This is a genomic window from Infirmifilum tikiterense (assembly GCF_054696565.1).
In genome coordinates, this window is the sequence record NZ_CP182482.1 from 1,577,099 (window position 1) to 1,599,889 (window position 22,791).

Sequence of the window (22,791 nt, forward strand, 5' to 3'; positions counted from 1 at the left end):
GTCATCGTGAAGACCTCCCAGGGGCTGGAGTGCCTCCCGAGCCTAGACGTGGACTTCAAGTCCACGATCCTTATAAGCCGCGAGTTAGTGATACGCGTGTGGCACAAGAAGAAAAAAGCTTGGCTGAGGGTCTGCGCGCGCTTTCGTCAGCCTCGTTGCTGATGCTCTTAGCCTACATCCTGCTGGTCGCCGCTGCGCTACTAGTACCCATCCTCAGGTTTTCCTACCTAGGAGTGCTCAGGCACCGTCCAGCCTTCACCGCTCAGCCCTGGGGGCCGTTTCTAGTGGCGGTCGTAGCTGCTGTAGCGGGTGGCGTTGCGCTCTACGCGATCCTTGATAAGCTTTCGAGGAGCTTCAGCTCCCTAGGCGCTTGGAAGGAGGACTTGAAGAGCCTTTCCCCTCTAGCAGTGGCGGGGCTATCTATAGGCGTAGCCCTTATGACCGCGGGAATCGCGTTGGTGGCTTTCACGTGGCTGGGAAGGTGGGTTGTCGTTGGCCTCGCCTTTCTCACCCTAGCCGTCGGCTACGTTGGCCTAGGAGTTCTCTCGCTCAAGCTCGGGACCTACCTGAACTCCTCCACCTTCACCCTGGCTGGGGCCTTCGCAATCCTGTCAGCGCTCGTGCCCCTGTTCGCGCCTGTAGCCTGGCTGGTACTCTACATCGAGTCCAGCGCCCAGGCGGTGAAGGCAACTCAAGTTGAAGGAAAGGCTACTTGACCCCGAAGTACTTCTCGTAGAGTTCCTGGCTTTTTCTGAAGGGTATCTCCGAGAAGAAGCCTGGCACAAGCTTCTCGATGTAGTCCTCCGTCGCGAGGGGGGAGGGAATCGTCACGAAAGTGAGCTCGGTGTAGCTGTCGCCGGCTGAGCGGAGCCTCTCTAGGGCGCTGGCTACGTACCTCGCGTTTCTCGTGCCGAAAGCCTTGCTGAGCGGCTCCTAAAGATCCTCCTCGCGGACACGCTGTAGCCGCTAGAGCGGAGAGATTCAACTACCTTAGAGAAGGTCTTCTTGCCCTTCACCAGCACGGTGAAGGTCGTCTTATCCCCCTGCGAGAAGCCTGTCACTATGTGTGCATGCGCGTAGAGAGTCCTACAAACGGGGCAGCCTTTGCTCACAAGTATCCTGCACTCTTCCTCTCCGCCTTTCCCGCTGAAGCAGACGGCGTGCTCAACGCCCTTCTTCGTCTTCGAGACGTCGATTATCCTCGCATTGTCAATGCCTTTCGACTTGAGGTAGCTTAGAACGACACAGTCCCTGTTCTCCACCTCGAGCATGGCGTAGTAGGGGCGGTTGCCGGGGTTTTCGGGCATGAAGCCGCGATCAGAACTCCGCCTGAGGACTGCTTAAGAGTTACCCCGCTGCAGCTCCTCTACCCCGCGTGCAAGAGAAGCTCCACCACACGCTTTACTGCATAGACCACTCTCTCCCTAGGGGATACCGGGAGCGTCCCTACCGATGACAGGTGCCTGCTCTTTCCACCGGTGCGAGAAGTGAGCACAATATCGCGTCGCGGGTAAAGGCGCATGATATAATGCCTATCGAACCTACGAGAATAGGGAAGCCAGCCCTGAGCATCTCCTCTCCGCAACCTAATGGGTCTCCTGAGGACACCTCGCTTGAGGCTCTTGTCTTCGTGGGGTCCAGCCCACGCCAGTAAAAGTTCCTGTGCGCTAATACCTCTAGAATTTTCTTCCTTCAACTACTCTACCTTGAATTCCTTTAATTTACTCTTTTTAGGATAGTGAGCGTAAAAGTTCGCCTTAGTGTGATTATCTCAAACAACGTTATTAGGTAATAATTTTTTGCTGTTATTTACTGCGTGTAGCGGGGGTGAAGGGTATCTTAACCGCTATTTTCATCCTTGCTGTGCTTCTGAGCACGTGGAGAAGCCTCGTCCTCCCCTTCGCTGAGCAGTTTTACTACCTTGCGGGAGGCGACGTGCTACAGCTTGGAGTGCTTGAGAGTGCCTTGACCCTGCTCGCGGCGATTTCACCATTAGTGGGTTTACTCGCCAATAGGAAGCTCGGGTTGCGCTACACTGTATCTGTGTCTATCCTTTTTGAGCTGATCGGTCTGGCTCTCTTCTCTACGGGCATGCCACCCCTGATCCTGGTTGCGATGGTGGTGTGGTCTACAAGCAGAATGAGAGCCCCTGCACTGAAATCAGCTGTCGCAAGCTCTAGCGGGAGGAAGGGGAGTTTCTTCGGAATCCTCGATGTTGTTACAGGCGTAATCTCCGTGGTTGGGCCCGCAGCTTCCTCGCTCGCGCTTCTCTACTTCGGCACTTTCGTCGGCTTCAAGTTTCTCTTGACCATGGCCTTCCCGCTCGCTGGAGCATCTCTCATCGTAGCTATGCTAGGGCTCAGGGACTCGGCCAGAGAAATAAGTACTGCTAGCACACTACACTCAGATTTTAAAACCATAATGAGAGGACTCCGAGGTCCAGCCCTCTCTTTCATGCTACTAGAGTGCGCTGAGGGGCTGGGTTACCTTTACCCAATCATTGCGGTAAGCTACGGATGCGAGCCGTGGATGTGGGGGCTTGCTGTCAGCGTATCCCGACTTGTGTCCCTTCCAGCCCCCCTGCTTTCAGGCCTGCTCTCCGACAGGCTAGCCGGGAGCCCGAGACTTCTCAGCTCACTCATGCTGTCCCTCACGCTCCTCTCGCTCCTTGCATTCGTGGCGCCGAGTTACTTTTGCGCAGTATATGTCGCGATGGTCTTCTGCGGGACTGCAATTTACACGGCTTTCAACGCTTTTGTTGCCTATTCTTACAGCACCGATAAGGAAAGGGAGGTGGCTTATGCATCCTTAGACACCCTGGGAGCTTTAGGGGCGTCAATCGCCGCCCCTCTAGGCGCCATTGCCTATGCGGCGCACGGACCCTCGGTGTTCCTGCTGGAAGCTCTGTGGACCATGAGCGCCGCTTTGCTACTCTACGGCCAGCGTCGTGCGCTGTAGCCTAAGGCGTATTCGGCAGAAGTCGCATACGTCCCTGCTACTCGGCTCACCGCACAGCCTGCACTCTCTGAGCTCTGGGTTCTGGCCTGTTACGGGTAGCTGGGCTATCCCGCGGACCAGTTGTAGCCTGAAGCCGGGGTGCTTTTCTTCAACCCTGAGTGCGAAGTCCTGCAAGAAGGGTTGGAGCCAGTCTCCCTTTAGCGGCGCAAGGGGGCACCTCTCCCTCGTGAAGGGCAGGCCCTGCGACTCCGCTATCGCCAGCGCCTCCTCGCCTGTGACCTCGAAGAGCGGCCGGATCTTCGGGAGAAGCTTCGGGTGCGTGGAGGGGACGATTGGCTTGAGCTTAGCGGCCCAGTCAGCCCTTCCCTGCGCAAGGTCCTTCAGGAAAAAAGCCAGGATGTTGTCAGCGTTGTGGCCTGTCGCAACCTTAGTCGCCCCGAGCTCTCTGGGGACCTTGTTCATGAGATACCTCTTCACCGCCCCGCAGACCGAGCACGGTGGCCTTCTCAGGGCCCTGCTCGCGGAGGGTATGTCTATCCCGTAGTCCCTGAGGCTGACGGTGTGGAGCTGGACGCCGAGCATCCCAGCCAGATCCTCGACGACCCCGAGCGTGGGGGTTAGACCGAGGTCTATGTGGAAAGCCCTCAGCTCGAAGTGCTTGGTCTTCTGGAGCTCCCAGAGAACGTACAGCGCCACCGCGCTGTCCTTCCCGCCGCTGACGGCTACGAACACCCTGTCGCCTGGGACGACCAGCTTCCTGCTTGTCCTGAGGGCACGCTCCAGCGCGGCCTTCGCGCTGACCATACGGGTCTTCCACTCAGGAGGGTTACCTCAGAAGCTCTAGATATTTCTATAGCTGGTGCAGCTCCGCCCTAGTTTCCACTTCCAGCCCTCAAAGCGAAAAGGAGATAAATCCCTCTTCACCTTGAGGTAGTGAGCAACCCAGTTCCCTCCCATCCCCTCAGGGGGAGTGGAGGGTGCCGCGCGCGGCGCGAGGAGGGGATGTGCCCGCGGCGACGCGGGCTGAAAGCCGCCCAGCCAGGGCGGCCCGCCCATTACGGGCGACCCATGACCCCGCTAGGGGGCCCTCCGACCAGTGAGGGGGCAGATGAGCCAGGCGCGGTCTTCCAGAGCATATCCCAGATCTCCGACTCCTTTATGACCTCTCTTCACTATCACCTCGGAAGTACCGTTTCACGGGACGCCCGGCGGCTAGCCGAGGAATCCCCGGATCCTTGCCAGGCGCACCACGTCGAAATCGCCCGCGTTGATGGCGCTGAGGTAGTTCTCTCTTGGAGCTGCCTCAACTCCTATCTTCTCCTTCAGGTCAAGGGCTTCCCTGACGGGGCTACGACCGAGGAAACGGCCCGCGACCTCGGGTACGAAGAATTGGTAGTCGAGCTCTAGCTCCGCTTTTATATGCTCCAGGAGGGGGGAGGAGAGCTCCTCCAGCTTTTCCATGATGCCGCGCGCATCGAGGAGGGTGGGCGGGAAACCCACGCTGTAGCAAGCGGCTGTAAATGCTATCGCACGTGGAGCCGGGCCTGGTGCGTCTTCAGCTATGAAGCGCCCGTAGAGCCTCCGGTCGAGCCTCTCGCGCGTCTGCGGGACCTTGTCGGCGATCTCGTTCAGCGCGGGCAGGAGCTGCGTCACCCTGCTTCTGTACGCTTGAGACAGCGCCTCCAGCAGCTCGCGGCTCGCCCGGAATCTCGTGGCGGGCTTCCCCGCGTTGTCCCGAAGAACCTTGGAGACGTGCCGCGCAACCTCGCGCGGCACATCATACCTGACGGCTGACTGGAGGGTGGCCGTGTCGAAGCCTCGGTAGAAGCGCGCCTCCACCTCAGCTAGAGAAGGGTTGTTCAGCCCGCCTCGGAAGGGGGGAGAGCCCATGCCGAGAACCACGCTCACATCCACTCCGAGGCGATGGGCAAGGTCGTGGATCGAGCTCAGGGCGTGGAGTGTAGAGAGAAGAGAGGCGAGGTGGCCTGAGCGGAGCGCCGCGTCGCTCTTACCCACGAAGACCCTGAGGGGTTTGGGGTCGATGCCGCTTCTCTCGAGAGACTCGAAGTAGGAGGCCAGTATCGACTCCGCGTTAAGGTGCTCGCTGACCCCCTCGAGGAGCGGAACCACCTCGGGCGGCTCCGTGTGGACGCCCGTGAGCTCCCGCACTAGCCGGGCTTTCTCGTGGAGGGCTCTGTGCGCTACGAGGAGGACGTCAGAGGAGTCGACCATCGGCACGACTACCCATCTTACAGCCTCTACGCCCGTGTGGTTGACAGAGTAGTAGTTCGCCAGCACAGCCGACTCTAGCGCCAGGAGAAGCCTGTCCACGCCCTCTAGCTTCGGGTTCGGCACCCTGACCGTCACGAAGAACTCCTCCCCGACCGGAATACCCTCCTCGAGAGCCTTGAGGACTATGTCACGCGGTTGGGAGTACGGGGTCAGCTTGCCCTCGAAGTCCACCATGACCTCGTCGCAACCGTACAGCCCGTAGCCTAAGATAGCCTCCTGCACCTCCTCAGATACCGGGATCCTTACAGTGGAGTCCGGGTGCTGGGTGCACATCAGCCTCGGAATAGCCATCTCGCTGTGATGCTCCAATCGATTTTTCATCTTTTCCAATACTTTTCTGCAATAATTACCTTAGCATAAGCGGTAAGTACGCATAAATTTTTAGATATGAAGAGAGATTATTGTAAAAGTTTACAGAAGTATGAATGGCTCCTCTCCTCTAGGGACACGCCCGCTGATGCTCGTGGTTCGAGTACTTACTAGAGATGTTTAAATACTAGTAATTTGCTTACTAGCTTGTGCGGGTCAAGGTGACTAGGAACTTCCAAGTGACGATCCCCGCGGAGATCAGGAGTGCCCTCGGTATAAGAGAGGGGGATCTGCTGGAGGTGAGGCTGGAAGGGAACAAGATTATCATCGAGAAGGTTGAGTTAGAGCTTCCCCACATCAGGCTGGGAATGAGCTTTACTACGGAGGAAGTTGAACGACTCATCGAGGAGGGTGCTGAGGAGAGCGCACACCTATGAGCGAGGCAGTCATCGATACAAACGTGTTCATTCACGCGATTTCGGAGGACTCGCCTCTGCACCAGGAGGCTAGGATGCTCCTCTACGGACTCAAGAGGTGGATGGTGCCCACAGTCGTTGTCTACGAGCTTGTATGGTTTTTTAGAAGAGTGGGGGTTAGATCTGAGGTCGCAGCGTACGTGGTTGAGAGCATCCTCAGCAACCCGCGCACGGTGGTGCTCGCGGATCTCGGGGAGCATGCAAGGTGGGCCCTCAGAGCTTTGCGCGAGGAGAAGATGGGCTTGGCGCACTTTAACGACAAAGTTATCGTCTCCACCGCGGCTAAAGCTGGTGTCCCGCTGGTAACCTACGACGACGAGCTGAGAAAAGAGGCTATGAGAGAAGGCTTGAAGGTGCTTCCCCCGCTTTGAACGCTGCGATTACAGCCGAGGCTTGAGGCCTGCTTGCCCTCTTCCTTGCCGTGACCCTCGCGGCGATGAGCGTGATGGTGACGATTAAAGCGGGGAGGAGGGGCCAAGAGGGGGTGCTCGTGTACTCGACCGAGCAGTTAGCCGTGTTTACGTCTCCTAGGGTGAGTGAGACATCCCAGGCTAGAAAGAGCGTTGCTCTACGTGACGTGGATCCGCACTTGAGCGTTACTTCAGCGTAGAGTGCTGGCAGGTTAAAGTTGGTTAGCGCTACCCGCGCGGTCGCGTTGTACACCACTCTCACGCTGAGGGGTGCTCGGACGACGACGCTGGGGGAGGATTGGCGCTTACCGCTGTACTCGTACGCAACCGGTAGCACGGCCACACCTCTGGATTCGAAGCTCGGGGCTTTGACCTCGAAGGTTGCGCCCTCGTCCACCCAGTCCTCGTAGGTGGTGTTCAGCGCAGTAACTCTCACAAGGTACTGCTTCCGGTAAACCACCCTGTAGACGCCCGGTCCCGTAGCTACGGCTTCCGCGAGGCTAAAGCTCGTGTTTCGGTAGAGGACGATGGGTGACGCGAGCCTCGTGCCGTTGCCAAACTCGATAGCTGCTGGGATGAGCGGTGAGAGCTTTGAGCCGGCTTCGAGCCAGAGGGTCGTAGTGTTCACAGATGCTATCGTGACGAGGAACTGCTTCCTGTAGACCCCCTCAAGCCTTCCAGCGCTCGCGACCCTGCTACTCGGGTCGACCTCCTCGCCTGAGAGGAGGACGCGCTCGAGCACGTACCTGGTGCCGTTGTCGAAGCTTATTTCCCGGGGCACCAGTGACTCGACGGGTGTGCCCTCGTCCACCCAGTCCTCGCGGGCACCGGTGGGGAGTACGACAAAAACCCTATACTGCCTGGTGTACGCGATGTCGACAGCTGCACCCGGCCAGACCCTCGAGCCGTTGAACAGCTGGCCGTCTACGTAGACTGCTGGGTTGACGAGCCTCGTGCCGTTACCGAGGTCCACGACGGGGACGATGAACTGGGAGATGTCTAGGCTCGTGGAGTAGTAGGTGCCTAAGGGGGTTCGGACAAGGACGAGGAAAGCCCACAGCTGCCTCACGACAGGCTCGCCGGGGGTCACTCGGGCGGCGCCATCAACGACCTGCGATACGCTCGCTACTGCTTTCTCGAAGGTGTTTCCTCCGGCTGACCACGCGGCCTGCGGGAGGGACCAGCGGTTTTCCCGGAAGTAGCTGAGCTTCAGCGTCACCGCTCCGCTCTCCAGCACGGCGGTTGGGTAGTCGCTCGACCTGCCGGCTAAGACGAGCTCGGCGTCAAGGGGAGACCACTCCCACAGGACCGGCTCCACGACGAAGCCGGCCCAGCTAACGCCATCTAACGGCGAGATTCTCACGGAGTCCACAACACCAGAGTCACTGTGGAAGCTCACCGTAACCCCCTGGGGCGAGGCGCTGAGCGCTACCTCGAGCGCTGCAGAGGCCCCCAGGGGTGTCACCTGCGATGCATAGATATACACGTCGCCCGCGCACCCTCCCTGGCTCCCAGTGTAGTAGTGGACGCGGCCCCTCCCGGTGATGCTCGCGGGGTTAAGGGGGGAGAGGAAGCAGTACTGGACTTTCGAGACCTTTGTGGTGTTCCAGATATTCACGTTGACGTAAGCGCCGCTCCCCGTGACTATGAGAACCTCCTGAACCCAGTAGATCTGCTGCCCTCCCCCCCTGGTCAAGACCTTAAGGTTCAGGTTCAGTTGGACGCTGAAGCTCCCCCTCAGGGGGAAGTGGTCGTAGCTAGTCGCCTTCAGCTCCGGGGTGAACCACACCTCGGCCCTCGCGCGGGTGAAGTTGTACGAGTAGGAGGTGTAGGACCCATTGAGGTACGCGATGCCCAGGTCCACGATTCCCGTCGGGGTAGCCCTCCCCACGCTCGTCGCCACCGTGTTGGTTGCGCGGCTTAGCGCCCACGCCAGCGCTGGCTCGCCACACAGCAAGGCCTTCAAGCTTCCACTAACCCGAGCGGCCGAGGCTGAGGGGTTGTATACGGCCAGCCCGACCCTCCTAGGAGTCCGCACTGACGCCGAGAGGGGGATGAGGATCCTGGGCAGAGAGGGGGATGAGGCCAGCTCCCTGGAGGAGGTGAGGTCGTAGATCACGAGGCTTATAGGCACACTCGAGTACAGCTCCGGGTACAGGGTTAGATTAACGTTCCCGGTTGAGTCGAAGGTGAGGGGGTAGTAGGAGTAGTAGCCGGGCCCCACACTGTCCTGAACCGAGTAGACGAGCTCCACGCAACCTCCTTCAGCACGCGCGCTCGCCGTAACGACTACTATGGCTAGAGCCGCTAGTAGCAGAGCGTAACCTAAGCGCACATAAAAACAGCCCCTCGACCCGATTTAAAGCCAGTTCTTCACGCCCAGTATCCTGTCCGTGAGGAGTATGGAGTCCGCTGCCTCCCTCGCGGTAGACGCGGATGCCCGCACAGCGTCCACGTTCTCAGGGATCACGACCGCCTCCTGGTGAACCGCATAGGCTAGGGAAGCTATCGCCCCCTTCACTGCAACGCTATTCTCCCATACGGCAACCTCGTATATGTCCCCGAAGAGCCTACCAGCGTACCTGGCCAGCTCTCTCAGCTCCGCGGTTGACCTGACGCTGTCGTCCAGCACGAGGACTCTGGGAACCTCACGTAGCGAGTCGACGAGCTTCGACGCGGAAACCGAGTCGCGGAACTCGGCGAAAACCACGTGGAGGTGCGAGAGGGTGGTCGGCGCGACGACCGCGTAGGTTAAGACCTCGACGTTGGGGAAAATCTCGGCTATGTCGCGCCAGTGGTGGGAGGGGGGCGGCAGGCTCTTGAGGAGCAACCCCTCGATCGGGCCCCTCGATATTTCTTTGAGGTCGGCCCCCCGCCTAACTATCACGCCGTAAACCCGCCTGAGCTCGCCCACCCTTGACAGAGCATAAATCACCCTCGCTCGGCCTGTCGTGTTGCACGAAAGCACCCTCAGGTACCTCTTCCCGAGAGCCTTCGAGTAGTTCACCAGCGGGAAGAAGCTCGCCTCGGCGACATCCGGCTTCTCGCCTCCCTGAAACACCGCCCTCCTCCCCGCCGCTTCGTATACCGGTTTGTACCTCGCCCCGACTCCGCTGGGCGTCGCGTCGACGACCACGTCGCTTTCAGCGATCATCTCCTCGATGGAGCCGGATGGCTTGATCCCAGCTTCCTCAAACCGCTCGGCGTAGCCGTCTGGGATAAACAGCCTGAGCCCGTTCTTGACGGCTAGAGCGGCTTCCCAGTCGGGCTTCGTCTTCGAGACGCCTACGAGCTCCATGTCTGGCATCCTGCTGACAGCCCAGGCTACCCTCTTGCCTATCGTACCGTAGCCGTTCACCGAGACCTTGATCACGTCTTAAAAGCAGAAGTTATTAATTTAAAGTATTATTATTAATCAATAATGACAAAATGGCTTTAACCCCTGCTGATTAAAGAGTAAATGACGGGAATGACTGCACGGGGGATCTATGCTTCTATACTTCTAGCGCTGGGTTTTGTGCTCCAGGTCTTCTTGGACAGGCCTCTCAGCGAGTACATGATGCTCGCCCTCCTCTCGGCATCGCTTGGCGTCTCATGGACCTTTTGGCGGGGAGCGCCTTTACTCTTTCTAATCGGCTCCTCGACGGGGCTCGCTTTTGAGGTCGTAGGGCTCAGCACGGGCCTGCCCTTCGGGGCTTACACCTACACGTGGAGAGCGCCTCGGGTATTCGGCGTCCCCGTGCCCGTGGTGATCGCCTGGGGCACCTACCTGTACGCGTCGTACCTCTCCGCGCTCCCCCTCGCGGGGAGGTGGAAGAGGGCGCTGGCGGCGACTCTTTATATGGTTCTCCTCGATCTCGGAGTTGATCCGGTTATGGTGGAGAAGGGACTTTGGATGTGGAGCGCGCAGTGCCCCTGCTGGTTTGGCGTGCCCTTCACGAACTACCTGGGCTGGGCGACGGTGTCAGCCACCGCCATTCTCGTCTACCAGAGACTGGTGAAAAGGGAGCCTGCGTCTAGGCCCGCCGTCTCGTTCACCGTTCTCGCGGCCTGCCTCCCGATACTCAAGGAGGCATCTGGAGGAGCCGTCCTCCCCGCTCTCGCCAGCTTCGCACTGCTGGCTACAGCGTCGTCGGCTTTGTACCTCATAAGCAGGAAGGGAAGGAAGGCGGAAGCAGAAAAACTATACTATTAGCTCCCCGCTTCGCCTGTAGAACTGGACCTTCTTGAAGTCGAAGTACACTTCGACCTCTTCCCCGACGGTGAGCCTCTCCTCCGGCCTCAGGACGGCCCTGATGAGCGTCCCGTCTGGCGCGCGCAGGAAGGCGAACTCCTCGCGGCCCAGCCACTCGGTGGCGTAGATCATGAAGCCCTTCCCCCTCCTGACTTGCACGTGCTCAGGCCTGAGCATGAGCAGCACCCTGGTCTCCCCGAGCTCCCTGAAGACCCTCGCAAAGTCGTCAGGCAGCGCGAACGACGCGCCCGCGACCTCTACTCTGGGCTGCGGCTCCAGCACCACCTCGGCGTCGAGGATGTTCGCGGGCGGGCTCCCGATGAAGCTCGCGACGAACGTGTTCGCAGGGTTGTTGTAGAGCTCCTCCGGTGTAGCGTACTGCTGCAGCTCCCCTTTGTTAAGCACGGCCACTCTATCGGCGAGGCTCATCGCCTCGGCCTGGTCGTGCGTCACGTAGATCGTGGTGATGCCCAGCTCCCTCTGAAGCCTCTTCAGCTCCGCCCTCACCTCGATTCTTATCTTCGCGTCCAGGTTGCTCAGGGGCTCGTCCATGAGGAAGAGCTGGGGTTGCTTCACTATCGCGCGGGCGAGGGCTACGCGCTGTTGCTGCCCGCCGCTGAGTTGCGACGGCTTCCTGTCGAGGAGGTCGTCTATCCTGAGCATAGCGGCGACCTCTCTAACCCTAGCGTCGATCTCCTGCTTCGGTAGCTTCTTCAGCCTCAGCGGGAAAGCTATGTTCTCGTACACCGTCATGTGGGGGTAGAGGGCGTAGCTCTGGAACACCATTCCTATGTTCCTGTCCTTGGGCTCCAGGTCGTTCACTATCGTGTCGTCGAAGTAGATGTAGCCTGTCGTGGGCTTGTAGACGCCTGCTATCATGAGCAGGGTTGTCGTTTTCCCGCAGCCGCTGGGACCTAGCAGGACGACGAACTCCTTGTCCTTCACCTCGAGGTTCAGGTTTTTGATCGCGTCTACTCCGCCCCGGAACGTTTTCGATACGTTCTCCAGCCTAACCCTAACCACGCATGCTCACCCCTTGACACCACCTATCGTGACTCTAACCAGGTACTTCTCGCCCACAACGAACAGCACGATGACCGGGATTAAATAGAATACCGATAGGGCGGCTATCAGCGAGAGGTTTATCCCACCCATCTCGCCGATGAGGCTTCGTATAAGCAAGGAGAAAGTCCAGTTCGTCTGCGACTGTATGAACGTGTACACGAAGATGTACTCGCCCCACCCACTTAGGAATGAGAAGAGGGCAACGGCGAAAATCCCAGGCTTAACCAGCGGCAGCATAACCCTGTAGAAGGCCCCAAGTCTGCTGGTGCCGTCAACCATGCTCGCTATTTCCAGGTCCCAGGGGATGCTGTCGTAGAAGCCCTTGAGAACCCACACCCCCAAGGGTAGGTCGACGGACATCCTTACGAGCACCACACCGAGGATCGTGTTCAGGAGCTTCATTTCCCGAAGCATGAAGTAGAGGGCTATCAGTAGCACCGACGCGGGAACGCCGTGGATCACGAGGAAAGCTCCCAGTATGGCGCTACGGCCCCTGAAGCTGTAGCGCGAGATGACGTAGCCCGCCATGGAGGAGATGAACACAACGAGGAGCATGTTCCCGAGGGCGAGTATAAGCGTGTTGAAAGCGACGCCGTAAACGTTGGGGTAGAGCTTGCTGTAGACCGGGTCGTTCTCGAAGAGCACGCCTTTCCTGAGGTAGCTGAAGTTCTCGAGCGTAAAGCCTTTAATCGTAACGGGGCTCTCGCTGAACGCTAGGCCTAGGAGAAGCAGTATCGGAATCGTGATTACGACTATTAGAATCGCAGCGACGACATAAAGGAGGATTGTCGATACTTTTACCCTCATCTTCCACCACCTACTCCATTTTCGGCTCAGCCATTAGCTCGCGCAGTCTGAACACTCTCCAGTAGACTATCGAGAGAACCAGCCCGATGACGAGCAGTATGGTGACGAAGACTGCCGCGTAGCCGTAGCGCATCGATGCCAGGTATTGCCCGAACGCCAGGTGGTACGCCTGGAGTATCATAACCTCCGTCGAGTAGTAGCCTGGGCCTCCATCGAGTGTGAGGAGTATGTACTCGAAGGAGGCTAGCAGCGAGAGGGTTTGGTACGCCACGACGAAGGCTATCTGCCACTTGATGAGCGGCAGTATAATGCGCCTGATTATCGTGAGCTGTGACGCGCCGTCGACCTTCGCGGCTATGATGTAGTCCTGCGGTATGGCCTTTATGGCCGAGCTGAAGATAACCATTCCGAAGCTACAGCCAATGAAGCCGTTCACGATGAAGAGGAACGGCCAGTAGTACTGGAAGGTCCAGGGTACGGGTTCCCCGCCGAGCGCCTTCAGCAAGGTGTTCAGGAAGCCTGTGTCCATGGGTGAGAAGATCCACATCATTATGAAAGCGTATATCACCGAGGGCATGACCCTCGGCAGGTACCACAGCGCCCGCATAAGCGTACCCAGGGTGTCATGTATGTGCGTGGAGACGAGGGCTAAGAAGAGCCCCATGCCCACGTTGAAGGTGAGGGTTCCCGCGACGTAGATTATCGTGTTCCTCACGAAGATAGGGGTGTTGATGTCGGAGATGAACTTCTGGTAGTTCGCCAGCCCCACCCACTCCCAGATGAACCTGTAGTCAAGGTTAGTGAATGACATGAGTATCGTTATTATTGCCGGCACTATCATGAAGGCTACGATAACAGCTGTGGCGGGGGCGAGCATGAGGGTAATTACGGCGAGCTTCAACAGACGCCTCCTTGAGGTCAAATTAGACCACCTGGGAGAAAAAACTCTTATTCAAGCTGTTCCCTTACTCTCGGATTATTACCTGGTCTCCCAGCGTGCTTTGCAGGTTCTGCCTGAACACTTGGAGAGCCTGGTCAGAGTTGAACTGCCCTGTCTCGATGCCCTTGATCACGTTGAAGATTATTGTGTTATAGTCACTCCACTTCGGGTGCAAGGGCTGATACTTAGCGTACTCGACCATGTAGCCCGTCGCGGCGAGGAACTTGTCCTGGGTGTAAATAGGGTCGGAGAGCTGGTCGTATAGGATGGCTAAATGGGCGCTCTTCACAGCGTGCAGGGAGTTGAGGTAGGGGTCGGTCGCCAATGTGATTATCAGGAATGCGACCTCTGGGTACTTGCAAGTCTTGGATATGAAGTAGGCTTGCGGTTGCGACAGCGTCACGGGCTTTAAACCAGGCTCACCCGCAGGGTAGAGGGCAAAGCCGAACATCTGCCAGAATTTCTCCTCAGTAAGGTTGAATGACCCTATCCACTGGCCCTTGTGCCACGTGCCACCGAGCCAGAACAGGACTTTCCCTGATACAACCGTCGGGTGAACGTCGCGGTTGAAGTCGAGGGATGTTATCTTGTCGGAGATAACTTTACCCTTATGCATCGAAGCCTCGTAGTACCAGTCGAAAACCTTCTTCCAAACCTTCATGTCGGCAACAAGCTTACCCGATGAGGGGTCTTGAAGCGTGCCTCCGAAAGCAAGGTAGACGATAGGCCAATCTGGGCCAGCGTTGGGCCTGTGCCAGATACCGTAGCCTGGTTGCACAACTCCCTTGTCCACGGCTTCCTCTGCGACTTTCAGCATGTCCCAGAGAGTGAACTCACCTCTCCTGATCTTCTCGGGGAGCGCGTTGATCTGATCATCTGTCCAGCCCAGTTGCTTGAGCAGCAGTTTATTGAAGTAGACAGGCCTGGCCTCCGTGTCCTGAGGTATACCCCAGATGTGCCCCTTGTATGTCACGGAGTCCCAGAGCCCGCTTATAACGTCGTAGTAGGTCCAGTTCCAGTACTTCTTCACGTAGTCGTCAAGCGGTATGATCCACCCGTTCTCGCTGAGGAGCGCCGCGTAGTGGTGCTCCATCTGGAATATGCAGGGACCCGTGCCTCCCTGTAGCGCGAGGAACACCTTGTTCCTGTAGTCGGTCCACGATGCCGTGGAGAAATCTCCCTCAAGCTTCACAGTGGCGGGTACGCCTATCGCCTTGAATATCGCGTTGAGCCTGTTAGCCGCCTCAACGAGGTTTAGCTGCCTGTAGATGGACTCCCTCTCAGGGCCCTGCGTCCAGGCTGTGATCACGATTTCCACCGGCTTGCCGCCTGCCTGCTGCTGGAGCTGCTGAAGCTGCGCCTTTAGGCTCTGGAGCTCGGAGGCTAGCTTATCGTACTCCGACTTAGGCACGTACTCCCCAGCCGGGGCTGTCGGCGCAGTCGCCCAGTGCACTAAATACCCTGCAATGAAGCCGATAACGAGCGTAACTATCAGAAGCAGTGCGGTGGTCTTTTGCAGCGTTTTACTCGTGCTCATCGTGATGTGTCTGCAAGATAACTATTTATCTGTTTTTCTGGGAAGCTTTAAATATTCTCGTAAAATAAAAATATATACTCTATACTTTTTGAGGTAAAATTAAGGAAATAGATTACTGAGCTACGGCTTTCTCTTGAATCTAGATAGAGCTCTTTCGACGCTGTACTGGACCCGCGACAGGGTTTCCAGGGAGATCAGGCTCGAGGTGAGGTACACGAGGCCCAGCGTCACGAGCACCGAGAGAAGGATGTAAACGGGAGCTTCGAGTGGGGGCTGCGAGGCGACGATGTCCCTTGCCAGGATCGTGGGCTGCGTCATCGGGAATACGTAGAGGGCTGCTTTCACAGCGGGGCCGACCATGCTCGAGGGGGCGAAGACGACGAAGTAGCCGGGAATCACTATGAGCAGGCCCAGCGGGCTCATGATCGTGTTAGCTATGCGCACGTCTCTGCTGAGCGCGCCCACGATCACTCCTAGGGCCGCGGCGAAGAAGAGTGATACGAGGAGGCTGGGGGCCAGCAGTAGGAGGTCGTGGGGGGAGAGCAGGCTCGCCTGGCTCGGTATGTTCAGCGTGAGCGCCTCCTGCCCCGAGACTCCCGGCATCGAGCCGAGAAAGGTCGCAAAGTATATCGCGAAGTAGAGCGCCATGCCGGCCAGCTCAAGCGCCGAGCCCACAAGGGACACGACGAACATTCCCAGCAGCTTGGCTGTCAGGATCTCGTGCGGGGGCACAGGCATCGTCAGGAGGGTCTCGAGGGTTCTCTCCTCGTTCTCCACAGCCATGGAGGTCGCCGACATCTGCATGACCACTAGGGATATCGACATGACGATCAAGGGGACCAGGAGCGCGGCCATCAGCAGCCCTGCCAGCGAGCCCGGGTCCGCGGGCAGGAACGCTTTCTTGCTCGCAATGTAGGTCTGGGGTGTGGAGTGAACCGGGTTAAGGAGCACGCGCGGGCTTACACCAGTCTTGTTCGCGACGTGCTCTAGGTAGAAGCTCTTAACCTGCTCCACTACGGGGGCTGTCTCCACGCCTGAGAACACGGATATCTCGTCGACCACCGAGAGAACGGTGATGTTCGCAACATCTCCCACGGTGAGCGAGCGGGAAAACGTCTCAGGGAGGATGAGCACGACGCGTACGCCTCTCCTCGAGGCCTCCAGCGATATTTCCTCAGGGTTTCCCTGAGGGAGCTTAGTCACGTTGAAGCCCCTCCCGGCCAGCCACGAGATGAGCTTCTCGGAGTAGGGGCCTTTGTCGTAGCTCACCACGCCTATGTTCTGCGCGCCTCGCATTGCCTCCTCGACGGCTGTCTTCATGGGAACCGATATGACCAGCGCTATAACGGGCATGATTAGGGCGCTCAGTATGAACGGGACCAGGATCCTCGGGTCTCTGAGCAGGTCCTTAACCTCCTTCGCGAGGAGCGGGGCGATCACTTCCCACCACCCCTCACAACAGTGAAGAACACCTCCTCCAGGTTGCGGGCGCCGTACTTCGAGACGAGCTCCTTGATGGGGCCCTCCTCGAGAATCCTGCCCTTATCAATCAGCGCAACGCGGGTGCAGATATCCTCGACTTCAAGCATGTTGTGGCTCGAGACAAGGACGGTTGCCCCTAGGCTCTGGGCGTACTCCTTGACTAGGTCGCGTATCTCCTTGGCCTGAACGACGTCGAGCCCCGAGGTAGGCTCGTCGAGTATGGCCAGCTTGGGCTTAACCATGAGGGCTCTGGCAACCTGGACCCTGCGCTTCATTCCCTTGCTGTAGGACTTCATCTTCTCGTGGATCTTCTCGCCCAGCCCCGCTATCTTCACCCCCATCTCGAGCGCCTCCTCAGCCTCCCTTGTCTTCCCGTAGTAGAGCTCGGCCACCAGGCGGAGGAACTCGTAGCCCGTGATGTTCCTGTACGTCCCAGCGTCCTCCGGCAGGTACGATACCATCTTCTTGACCTTTAGGGAGCCGGGCTTCTCGCCCAGGACGAGCACCTCGCCGCTGGTCGGTGACAGTAGGCCGGCGAGTATCCTGAACGTGGTCGTCTTTCCGGCGCCGTTCGGCCCTATGAGCCCGAAAACCTCGCCCTCCTCAACGGTGAAGCTCACGCCGCTGAGCGCCCTGAAGCCTCCGAAATCCTTAACCAGGTTTTTAACGACCACAGCAGGCATTGCAAAAAATAAATCTTTGATCACGTAAATAAACGTTTGCAAAAGGAAAACAGGTGGTCTCGTTGGAGGACCCTTCCCGATACTGCGAAAACATGCCGCTGTGCCTTGTCTCGACGCTAGCCGCCACGGTGGTAGCCTTCTACGTCGGCCTTCTCCTAGCTAAGGCTAACCCGCTTCTCCTCCCGCTGTGCCTAACACTCGCCGTGTACCCTGGCTTCCTGAAGATGGTCTCGGCGAACAGGCTGTGGGCCGCGCAGGCGCTAGTCTACGGCTGGGCGCTATTGTCGACGATGCTCGTAGCCTACTATTCATACACGCAGGGAATGCAAGCTGGAGGCATGATCGCAAAGGGAGAGAGCTACGTGAGGGAGATGTTCGACTGGATTAGAACCGGTAGGGGCGCTGAGGGAGACCCCTCCCTCTTCGTCCTCCCGAAGATCGTCGAGGTGACGGTTTTCTCGGTGGCGACGCTCCTCACGGTCGGTTTCGCGGGGTTGTTCATGGGAGCCTACCTGCTCGACTACATGAACTTCTACGTGGGTGTGCTGCTCACCTTCGCGAAGCCGGAGCACGTCCTCGAGGTGGCTCTTCTCTCCTGGCCCGTGTACGCCGTGCTCCGCGTCGTGGGGTACGTCATGCTCGGGACTGCCCTCTCAAGGGTTTCATGGCTACTGCTAAGGGAGCACAGGCTTAGGCTGGAGGACGGCGCGAGGAGGATTCTCGTTTACTCCCTCGTCTTCATAGCCCTCGACTTCCTCCTGAAGGCCACAGTGGCAAACGCGGTATACCAGCCACTCCTAAAAGCTTACACCACGATCGCTCCTTAAAGAAATTTTATATATCGCTCTATTAATAGTGGTAGGCGATATGACAGAGGTTTACGCTCAGCCCGGACCCGGCACACCGAACGGCTTGTACGTCTACTCGAGGGAGAAGAGGGGGTGGGTTCTCCTAGACAGGTTCTGGCTAGGCGACAACGGCGTGCACGTCATATACTTCGACAACACGTTTTGCCCAGCGTGCAGGCGCTTTGACAAGGCATGGTTCACCTTCGTCGAGAAGAGCGCGGATCGGGCTGACAACACGTACTTCATGATAGCCTTGTGTGACTGGTTCGCCAGGCAGTGCAGCTCAGAGCACTCCAAGAGGCTCTTCGAGATATTCGACGTGCACGTCTCGCCGACGATACTCTTCCTCCTCCGGGAAAACGGGAAAATCAAGAGGAGCCTGAAGAACGAGGGGTCCATGACGCTGGACAGGCTCACCCTGACTTACGCGCTTTTCACCGCTACCCTCTGAGCTCCTCGAGGGCGCTCTCCGCGGCCTTCCTCACGGCTTCGCGGCTACTGTACCTGGGCCTCCAGCCGAGGGACTTAAGCTTTGAGATGTCGAGATGCATGTACTTCACGTCGCCCACCCATCCCCTCCCGCCGTCGACGCCACCCGTGAACCTGTACTGCACACCGCTGAGCCCCATCACCTCCACGACTATGTCCGCGACCTCCACCACCGTGATCGAGTCCTCGCTTCCCACGTTGTAGGCCTCGAAGCCGCCCCGCGTACCGCGCCACGCGAGCAGCGTGGCCTCGACGGCGTCCTCGACCCACACGTAGCTCTTCCTCTGGGTTCCGTCCCCGAGGATCTCGAGCTCCCGGGGGTTGTTGAGCAGCTTCAGGACGAAGTCCCTGACGACACCCCTCTTGGCCCTGGGCCCGACAACGTTCGCGTACCTCAGGGCCACGGCCTTGAACCGGAACGTGTAAGCGTAGGAGGAGATGAGGGCCTCGCAGGAGAGCTTCGAGGCCCCGTACAGGGATATCGGCTTCATCGGGCCGTAGTCCTCGGGTGTGGGGAGCTTCGAGGCCTCGCCGTACACCGTGCTCGTCGAGGCGAACACGAGGTCCCTAACGCCGCGCCTCCTCATCTCCTCAAGCAGGTTGTACGTAGCGAGGATGTTGTTCTCGAAGTGCTCCTGGGGGTCCCCGACCCGCACCTCCGGGTTGGCCGCGAAGTGGAACACCGCGTCGACGCCTCCGGCGAAGGCCCGCTCAAGGTCGCTGCGCGAACGAAGGTCTCCCTTCACGACGTCCACATCGCGTAGGATTCTCGACAGGTTCTCGATCTTTCCTGATGAGAAGTTGTCGAAGACCACGACGCTGTGCCCCTCCTTGACGAGCCTCTCCGCGAGGTGGCTGCCTATGAAGCCAGCCCCGCCGGTTAGCAGGATCCTCATCGCCACCGCCTACGCGATCCCGATCATCCTGGCTTTAGGGAGCTTGAGGCCTGGCATCAGCGCGTCGAAGAGCTTCACGAGAATGTCGAAGTGCTCCTCCGCGCCCGTGTTCGAGAAGCTCCTAGCTGAGGTAGGGTAGATCTCCAAGCTGAAGTCGCTGCCGTCTTCGAGCTCCGCCCTAACGTAGATCATCAGCAACAATTCACCCTTGTAGTCCATGACGCCTGAGGCGAGGCTCAGCGATGCGAGCGGCGAGCCGAGCCTCCTCCCGAGCTCCTCCTTCAGCGCCGTGGGACTACTCTTCGCTACCCCTTCGAGAACGCTCTCCCCCTCCTCGAACTCAACAATGCCGTAGCTGTAGGTGCCGTCACCCACGGAGAAAACGCTCAGCTTCACGATACCTAAGGGACACACCCTTCAAATAAAGGTATCACTTAGCGCCTCCTGATTACGAACTCGCAGTACGGATCCCCCCTCTTGATGCACTTTGTCTCCTCGGGCAGAACACCCTTGATGCTTTGACCCCAGCTTGCGGCGACCATTCCGGCTAGCAACCCCCTGATCATCATGCTCTCAGCCTCCTCTATCTCCTTCAGCGCCTGGCACTCAAAGTTGTCGTACACGCGCGCCACGAAGCTACCGTCACCCCACTCGAGGATCTTGAGGACGCCGTATCCCATCAGTGTGAAAGCCCTCTCCGCCAGCACAGCTACGCTACGCCTATCCTTCAGCAGCTTCGAGTAGAAGTCCCTGTAAAGGCTGGCGCCCGCCTCGAAGAACGTGTAGTAGAGTATTGAGCCGAAGCCCGTCCCGAGCTGCGACCAACCCGACACCAGGAAATTTCTTAAGGCCTCTCCCCGCAGAATGATAGCCCTCTCGCCCCCGAGCAGAGGAGGATAGCCCCACGGGTCTGCGGCGACACCGTTGCTCACCGGTGGAGTGTAGTCCACGCTCTCCACCATACTCACCTGACCCAAGCATTCAGCTACCCTCTTTGCGGTTGCCGGGTCCCGGATCCCCGCCACTATGAAGGCCCAGAGGTCTCGGGACCTGTCGCTCCAGGACACGTGAAGTGAGAGCACCGGCGCGTCGGCCCTAGAGAAGCACTCCAAGCAGCGGGCCAGCACCCCTTTCGCGGTCAAGGCTTCTTCGCGGAAAACAACCCTGAACATGTAAGCGGACGTCGAGCTCAGGGCCACCACGCGCCCAAGCTCGTAGGGCTTGTGGTGGTCGATGTTCCGAGACACGCTTTATACATTGAAACACTTCCTTATAAGGTTTTGTGGCGATTTTTCGGTCAGATACGGCCGCAGTCTTCACGCTTCAGCAAGCCCTCCGGTTGCTCGTCATCCCGTTGAAGAGGCGTGGGGCCTAGAAATATGCTTTTCCTAACCCGGCCGCTTGCGCCTAGCCTGTATGAGAACCGCGCAGAGGGACGTGAGCAGAAGTATCGCCGCGTAAAGTTCCTGAGGTGGGCCGGGGGTGACCTCGATGTACGCCTGGGCTGGCTCGTAACCCTCCTCGTCTGAGGAGACACGCACCCTCACCCGGCACGGCAAGAGAGGAGTAGCTTGGAAGCTGGCGAGGCCGTCCTCTCCGGTCCTCAGCGCGAAAACCTTCCTTGTCGCGCAGTCCTCGTAGACTACGGATAGGTTTATCCCGGGCGCCGGGGGACGCGTCTCCACAGTGAACACCGCGCTCTTAAAGAGGAGTACATCCCCAGTGCTTACTGAGAGGCTGAGAGGCCTTGGCGAAACGGTGAAGTTGACCCTCTCGTAGGCGGGTACGAGCTCGGGGTTTGCGGCGAAGACCTCGACCCGCCACACGCCTGTCTTGTCAGCCTTGAGCTCGAAGGAGCAGGGGCAGTCCCGGGTAAACACGTACTGCGACCCGTCCGGCTTTGTGACCGAGACCTCGCACTTTGTCCCTGGCTGTGTCTCTATTGAGAACTTCTCGGTGTCTCCGAAGAGCACTTGGGGGTTGTACGAGATAACCAGGCTCACCCCGCCGCGGAATTTTTCAAGCGATGTCTGCTTGTACGAGTAGCTCTGCTCTACCTCGACGCTTCCCGTGTACTCGTAGTACAGGAACGCCTGCGGAATGCTCCCGGCTTTCCCACCGAGGCCCGCCACGAGGCGTATGTAGCCCGGCCCCGGGGGGCTCACCCCAACCCTGCTGCCAGGCTTCTGCGGCTCGACGGGTAGCCAGCCGTAGCCGGGTACGTAGATCTCGGCCCAGGCGTGGAGGTACTCGCGGTCCTCGCCCCCGGGCGGGAGCGCCAGCAGGCCCCCGACAACCCTAGCTGGGATGCCGGAGGCCCTGGCCAACGCCACGAAGAGCCTGGAGTACTGCAGGCAGACGCCCTGCCGGGAGTGGAGCGTCCATAAAGCCCCCAGGCTCCACGAAAGGGAGATCGTGCCGAGAGCGGGGTTGTACTGTATCTGCGTGGAGGTGTAGTCGGCTATCCTCCTAACCGCCTCGAGCACTGTTCTCGAGCCGGCGGTCAGGCTGCGGGACAGGGCTCTGATCTCCGGAGAGTCGGACTCGATGTACTCCTCAGGGCTTAGAAACGGTTTGACCGAGTCGGGGAGGTGAGTGAGGGAGCTTACCGGCGCGTCTCCAGGTGCGTAGGCCACGGTCTCTAGCGCCGCGAAGCGGACCGTTATCTTGAATGGCTCGGGGCTAACGCGGACTCCAGTGTAGACGGCGTAGAGGTTGCCCTGCTCGTCGCGTTGCAGGGATCTCGGAGCTGGCGTCACCATCGGGCCGGCTACTATGGTTGTTGTGGACGTGTTGGTTGGCAGTGCCAGGTAGAGCATCTTGACTTCGCCCATCCCCGTAAGCTGGACCGTGTACGTCACCTCGTAGACGTTTCTGGTGGACGCGTAGGACTCGATGAAGAAGTCGAGCCTCCTGGACGACACCAAGCCTCCAGCACTAGCCGTGACCCGGAGAGTGTAGTACCCAGTGATGAGATCAGGGGTCACGTTGTAGGCAAACGTGAAAACCCACTCCTCGCTTCCCCCCGCTAGCCTGGCAGACCTGCTCGAGTTGCTGGTAGCCAGGACGGCTCCCAGCGGGTCCCGAACCTCAACTGCAAGGGAGAGGGTGTACAGGGTTCCGGGGCTGGCGGAAACCACGACGTTGACTCGAACAGCCAGGGTCTCGCCGACCCGGAAGGTCCTGCTGGGGCGGGGGAGGAAGGCGCCCTGCTCGATGGTGCCGAACACCGCCTCCTTCACCTCCACGCTCGAAACGCCAGGGCCTGCTTTGGGCGCGTTGAGGGTGAGCGTGTAGCCAGCTAATAGGGCTAGAGCCAGTAGCGCAAACGCCTTTACGCGGCGCACGCCAAATGATTGGAAAAA

The 22,791-nt window shown here is 58.9% G+C and carries 23 protein-coding genes; 7 read left to right on the forward strand and 16 right to left on the reverse strand.

The features are described from left to right. The first annotated feature begins 98 nt into the window (after positions 1 to 98). On the forward strand, positions 99 to 716 hold the full coding sequence (locus ACNO7C_RS08640) for a hypothetical protein (RefSeq protein ID WP_460024704.1): 618 nt from the start codon (positions 99 to 101) through the stop codon (positions 714 to 716). Here the strand turns inward: ACNO7C_RS08640 and ACNO7C_RS08645 are convergent. Both ACNO7C_RS08645 and ACNO7C_RS08650 read right to left on the reverse strand, forming a co-directional pair. Further along, a complete protein-coding gene (locus ACNO7C_RS08645; protein ID WP_460024705.1) occupies positions 709 to 831 on the reverse strand; it encodes a hypothetical protein in 123 nt (40 codons plus the stop codon). The genes ACNO7C_RS08640 and ACNO7C_RS08645 overlap by 8 nt on opposite strands. Positions 832 to 887: 56 nt before the next feature. After that, on the reverse strand, positions 888 to 1,307 hold the full coding sequence (locus ACNO7C_RS08650) for a hypothetical protein (RefSeq protein WP_460024706.1): 420 nt from the start codon (positions 1,305 to 1,307) through the stop codon (positions 888 to 890). 520 nt (positions 1,308 to 1,827) lie between these two features. Between ACNO7C_RS08650 and ACNO7C_RS08655 the strand changes: the two genes are divergently transcribed. Further along, on the forward strand, positions 1,828 to 2,958 hold the full coding sequence (locus ACNO7C_RS08655) for an MFS transporter (protein ID WP_460024707.1): 1,131 nt from the start codon (positions 1,828 to 1,830) through the stop codon (positions 2,956 to 2,958). Here ACNO7C_RS08655 and ACNO7C_RS08660 read toward each other — a convergent pair. Together ACNO7C_RS08660 and ppcA are read right to left on the reverse strand one after the other, a co-directional pair. Beyond that, complete coding sequence (locus ACNO7C_RS08660; RefSeq protein WP_460024708.1) at positions 2,929 to 3,762, reverse strand: ATP-binding protein; 834 nt, start codon at positions 3,760 to 3,762, stop codon at positions 2,929 to 2,931. The two genes, ACNO7C_RS08655 and ACNO7C_RS08660, sit on opposite strands and share 30 nt — an antisense overlap. 408 nt (positions 3,763 to 4,170) lie before the next feature. Then, entirely contained in the window at positions 4,171 to 5,571 is a 1,401-nt protein-coding gene (ppcA, locus tag ACNO7C_RS08665; protein WP_460024709.1) for a phosphoenolpyruvate carboxylase, read from the reverse strand. Between the two features lie 197 nt (positions 5,572 to 5,768). Here ppcA and ACNO7C_RS08670 point away from each other — a divergent pair, with 197 nt between their 5' ends. Further along, on the forward strand, positions 5,769 to 5,996 hold the full coding sequence (locus tag ACNO7C_RS08670) for an AbrB/MazE/SpoVT family DNA-binding domain-containing protein (RefSeq protein ID WP_460024710.1): 228 nt from the start codon (positions 5,769 to 5,771) through the stop codon (positions 5,994 to 5,996). Further along, positions 5,993 to 6,406, forward strand: coding sequence for a PIN domain-containing protein (locus ACNO7C_RS08675; RefSeq protein ID WP_460024711.1), 414 nt, complete (start codon positions 5,993 to 5,995; stop codon positions 6,404 to 6,406). Before ACNO7C_RS08670 ends, ACNO7C_RS08675 begins: the two co-directional genes overlap by 4 nt. Here the strand turns inward: ACNO7C_RS08675 and ACNO7C_RS08680 are convergent. Both ACNO7C_RS08680 and ACNO7C_RS08685 read right to left on the reverse strand, forming a co-directional pair. Continuing rightward, positions 6,369 to 8,780: a thermopsin family protease gene (locus ACNO7C_RS08680; protein WP_460024712.1), complete on the reverse strand. Its 2,412-nt coding sequence runs from the start codon at positions 8,778 to 8,780 to the stop codon at positions 6,369 to 6,371. The genes ACNO7C_RS08675 and ACNO7C_RS08680 overlap by 38 nt on opposite strands. Positions 8,781 to 8,804: 24 nt before the next feature. Next, positions 8,805 to 9,818, reverse strand: coding sequence for a type II glyceraldehyde-3-phosphate dehydrogenase (locus tag ACNO7C_RS08685; RefSeq protein ID WP_460024713.1), 1,014 nt, complete (start codon positions 9,816 to 9,818; stop codon positions 8,805 to 8,807). Between the two features lie 96 nt (positions 9,819 to 9,914). Here ACNO7C_RS08685 and ACNO7C_RS08690 point away from each other — a divergent pair, with 96 nt between their 5' ends. Next, on the forward strand, positions 9,915 to 10,640 hold the full coding sequence (locus ACNO7C_RS08690) for a carotenoid biosynthesis protein (protein WP_460024714.1): 726 nt from the start codon (positions 9,915 to 9,917) through the stop codon (positions 10,638 to 10,640). On the opposite strand, the gene ACNO7C_RS08695 is transcribed toward ACNO7C_RS08690, so the two are convergent. The 6 genes from ACNO7C_RS08695 to ACNO7C_RS08720 form a co-directional block, all read right to left on the reverse strand. Further along, entirely contained in the window at positions 10,629 to 11,702 is a 1,074-nt protein-coding gene (locus ACNO7C_RS08695) for an ABC transporter ATP-binding protein (RefSeq protein WP_460024715.1), read from the reverse strand. The genes ACNO7C_RS08690 and ACNO7C_RS08695 overlap by 12 nt on opposite strands. Positions 11,703 to 11,708: 6 nt before the next feature. After that, the gene (locus ACNO7C_RS08700) at positions 11,709 to 12,551 is read right to left on the reverse strand and encodes a carbohydrate ABC transporter permease (protein ID WP_460024716.1); all 843 of its coding nucleotides are present in this window, start codon (positions 12,549 to 12,551) and stop codon (positions 11,709 to 11,711) included. A gap of 10 nt (positions 12,552 to 12,561) precedes the next feature. Then, complete coding sequence (locus ACNO7C_RS08705; RefSeq protein WP_460024717.1) at positions 12,562 to 13,473, reverse strand: carbohydrate ABC transporter permease; 912 nt, start codon at positions 13,471 to 13,473, stop codon at positions 12,562 to 12,564. Positions 13,474 to 13,516: 43 nt separating this feature from the next. Further along, positions 13,517 to 15,028 (reverse strand): ABC transporter substrate-binding protein, encoded by a 1,512-nt coding sequence (locus tag ACNO7C_RS08710; RefSeq protein WP_460024718.1) that lies wholly within the window; start codon positions 15,026 to 15,028, stop codon positions 13,517 to 13,519. Positions 15,029 to 15,148: 120 nt separating this feature from the next. Further along, positions 15,149 to 16,468 carry an ABC transporter permease gene (locus ACNO7C_RS08715; protein ID WP_460024719.1) on the reverse strand — a complete coding sequence of 440 codons (1,320 nt, stop codon included), beginning with the start codon at positions 16,466 to 16,468 and terminating at the stop codon, positions 15,149 to 15,151. Next, positions 16,465 to 17,193 (reverse strand): ABC transporter ATP-binding protein, encoded by a 729-nt coding sequence (locus ACNO7C_RS08720; protein ID WP_460024720.1) that lies wholly within the window; start codon positions 17,191 to 17,193, stop codon positions 16,465 to 16,467. Before ACNO7C_RS08720 ends, ACNO7C_RS08715 begins: the two co-directional genes overlap by 4 nt. Before the next feature lie 62 nt (positions 17,194 to 17,255). On the opposite strand from ACNO7C_RS08720, the gene ACNO7C_RS08725 reads away from it, so the two are divergent. Both ACNO7C_RS08725 and ACNO7C_RS08730 read left to right on the forward strand, forming a co-directional pair. Beyond that, positions 17,256 to 18,020: a hypothetical protein gene (locus ACNO7C_RS08725; protein ID WP_460024721.1), complete on the forward strand. Its 765-nt coding sequence runs from the start codon at positions 17,256 to 17,258 to the stop codon at positions 18,018 to 18,020. Between the two features lie 40 nt (positions 18,021 to 18,060). Then, positions 18,061 to 18,492 carry a hypothetical protein gene (locus tag ACNO7C_RS08730; protein ID WP_460024722.1) on the forward strand — a complete coding sequence of 144 codons (432 nt, stop codon included), beginning with the start codon at positions 18,061 to 18,063 and terminating at the stop codon, positions 18,490 to 18,492. Here ACNO7C_RS08730 and ACNO7C_RS08735 read toward each other — a convergent pair. The 4 genes from ACNO7C_RS08735 to ACNO7C_RS08750 form a co-directional block, all read right to left on the reverse strand. Continuing rightward, complete coding sequence (locus ACNO7C_RS08735; protein ID WP_460024723.1) at positions 18,482 to 19,426, reverse strand: NAD-dependent epimerase/dehydratase family protein; 945 nt, start codon at positions 19,424 to 19,426, stop codon at positions 18,482 to 18,484. The two genes, ACNO7C_RS08730 and ACNO7C_RS08735, sit on opposite strands and share 11 nt — an antisense overlap. Positions 19,427 to 19,435: 9 nt before the next feature. Continuing rightward, a complete protein-coding gene (locus ACNO7C_RS08740; RefSeq protein ID WP_460024724.1) occupies positions 19,436 to 19,822 on the reverse strand; it encodes a hypothetical protein in 387 nt (128 codons plus the stop codon). A gap of 38 nt (positions 19,823 to 19,860) precedes the next feature. Then, entirely contained in the window at positions 19,861 to 20,673 is an 813-nt protein-coding gene (locus tag ACNO7C_RS08745) for a V4R domain-containing protein (RefSeq protein ID WP_460024725.1), read from the reverse strand. Positions 20,674 to 20,814: 141 nt separating this feature from the next. Then, positions 20,815 to 22,773, reverse strand: coding sequence for a transglutaminase-like domain-containing protein (locus ACNO7C_RS08750; protein ID WP_460024726.1), 1,959 nt, complete (start codon positions 22,771 to 22,773; stop codon positions 20,815 to 20,817). Positions 22,774 to 22,791 lie beyond the last annotated feature (18 nt).

Coding starts and splice junctions, on each gene's coding strand:
- ACNO7C_RS08650 (WP_460024706.1), bottom strand. CDS start 1,307: ATGCCCGAAAACCCCGGCAACCGCCCCTACTACGCCATGCTCGAGGTG.
- ACNO7C_RS08660 (WP_460024708.1), bottom strand. CDS start 3,762: ATGGTCAGCGCGAAGGCCGCGCTGGAGCGTGCCCTCAGGACAAGCAGG.
- ppcA (WP_460024709.1), bottom strand. CDS start 5,571: ATGAAAAATCGATTGGAGCATCACAGCGAGATGGCTATTCCGAGGCTG.
- ACNO7C_RS08675 (WP_460024711.1), top strand. CDS start 5,993: ATGAGCGAGGCAGTCATCGATACAAACGTGTTCATTCACGCGATTTCG.
- ACNO7C_RS08690 (WP_460024714.1), top strand. CDS start 9,915: ATGACTGCACGGGGGATCTATGCTTCTATACTTCTAGCGCTGGGTTTT.
- ACNO7C_RS08700 (WP_460024716.1), bottom strand. CDS start 12,551: ATGAGGGTAAAAGTATCGACAATCCTCCTTTATGTCGTCGCTGCGATT.
- ACNO7C_RS08710 (WP_460024718.1), bottom strand. CDS start 15,028: ATGAGCACGAGTAAAACGCTGCAAAAGACCACCGCACTGCTTCTGATA.
- ACNO7C_RS08720 (WP_460024720.1), bottom strand. CDS start 17,193: ATGCCTGCTGTGGTCGTTAAAAACCTGGTTAAGGATTTCGGAGGCTTC.
- ACNO7C_RS08730 (WP_460024722.1), top strand. CDS start 18,061: ATGACAGAGGTTTACGCTCAGCCCGGACCCGGCACACCGAACGGCTTG.
- ACNO7C_RS08735 (WP_460024723.1), bottom strand. CDS start 19,426: ATGAGGATCCTGCTAACCGGCGGGGCTGGCTTCATAGGCAGCCACCTC.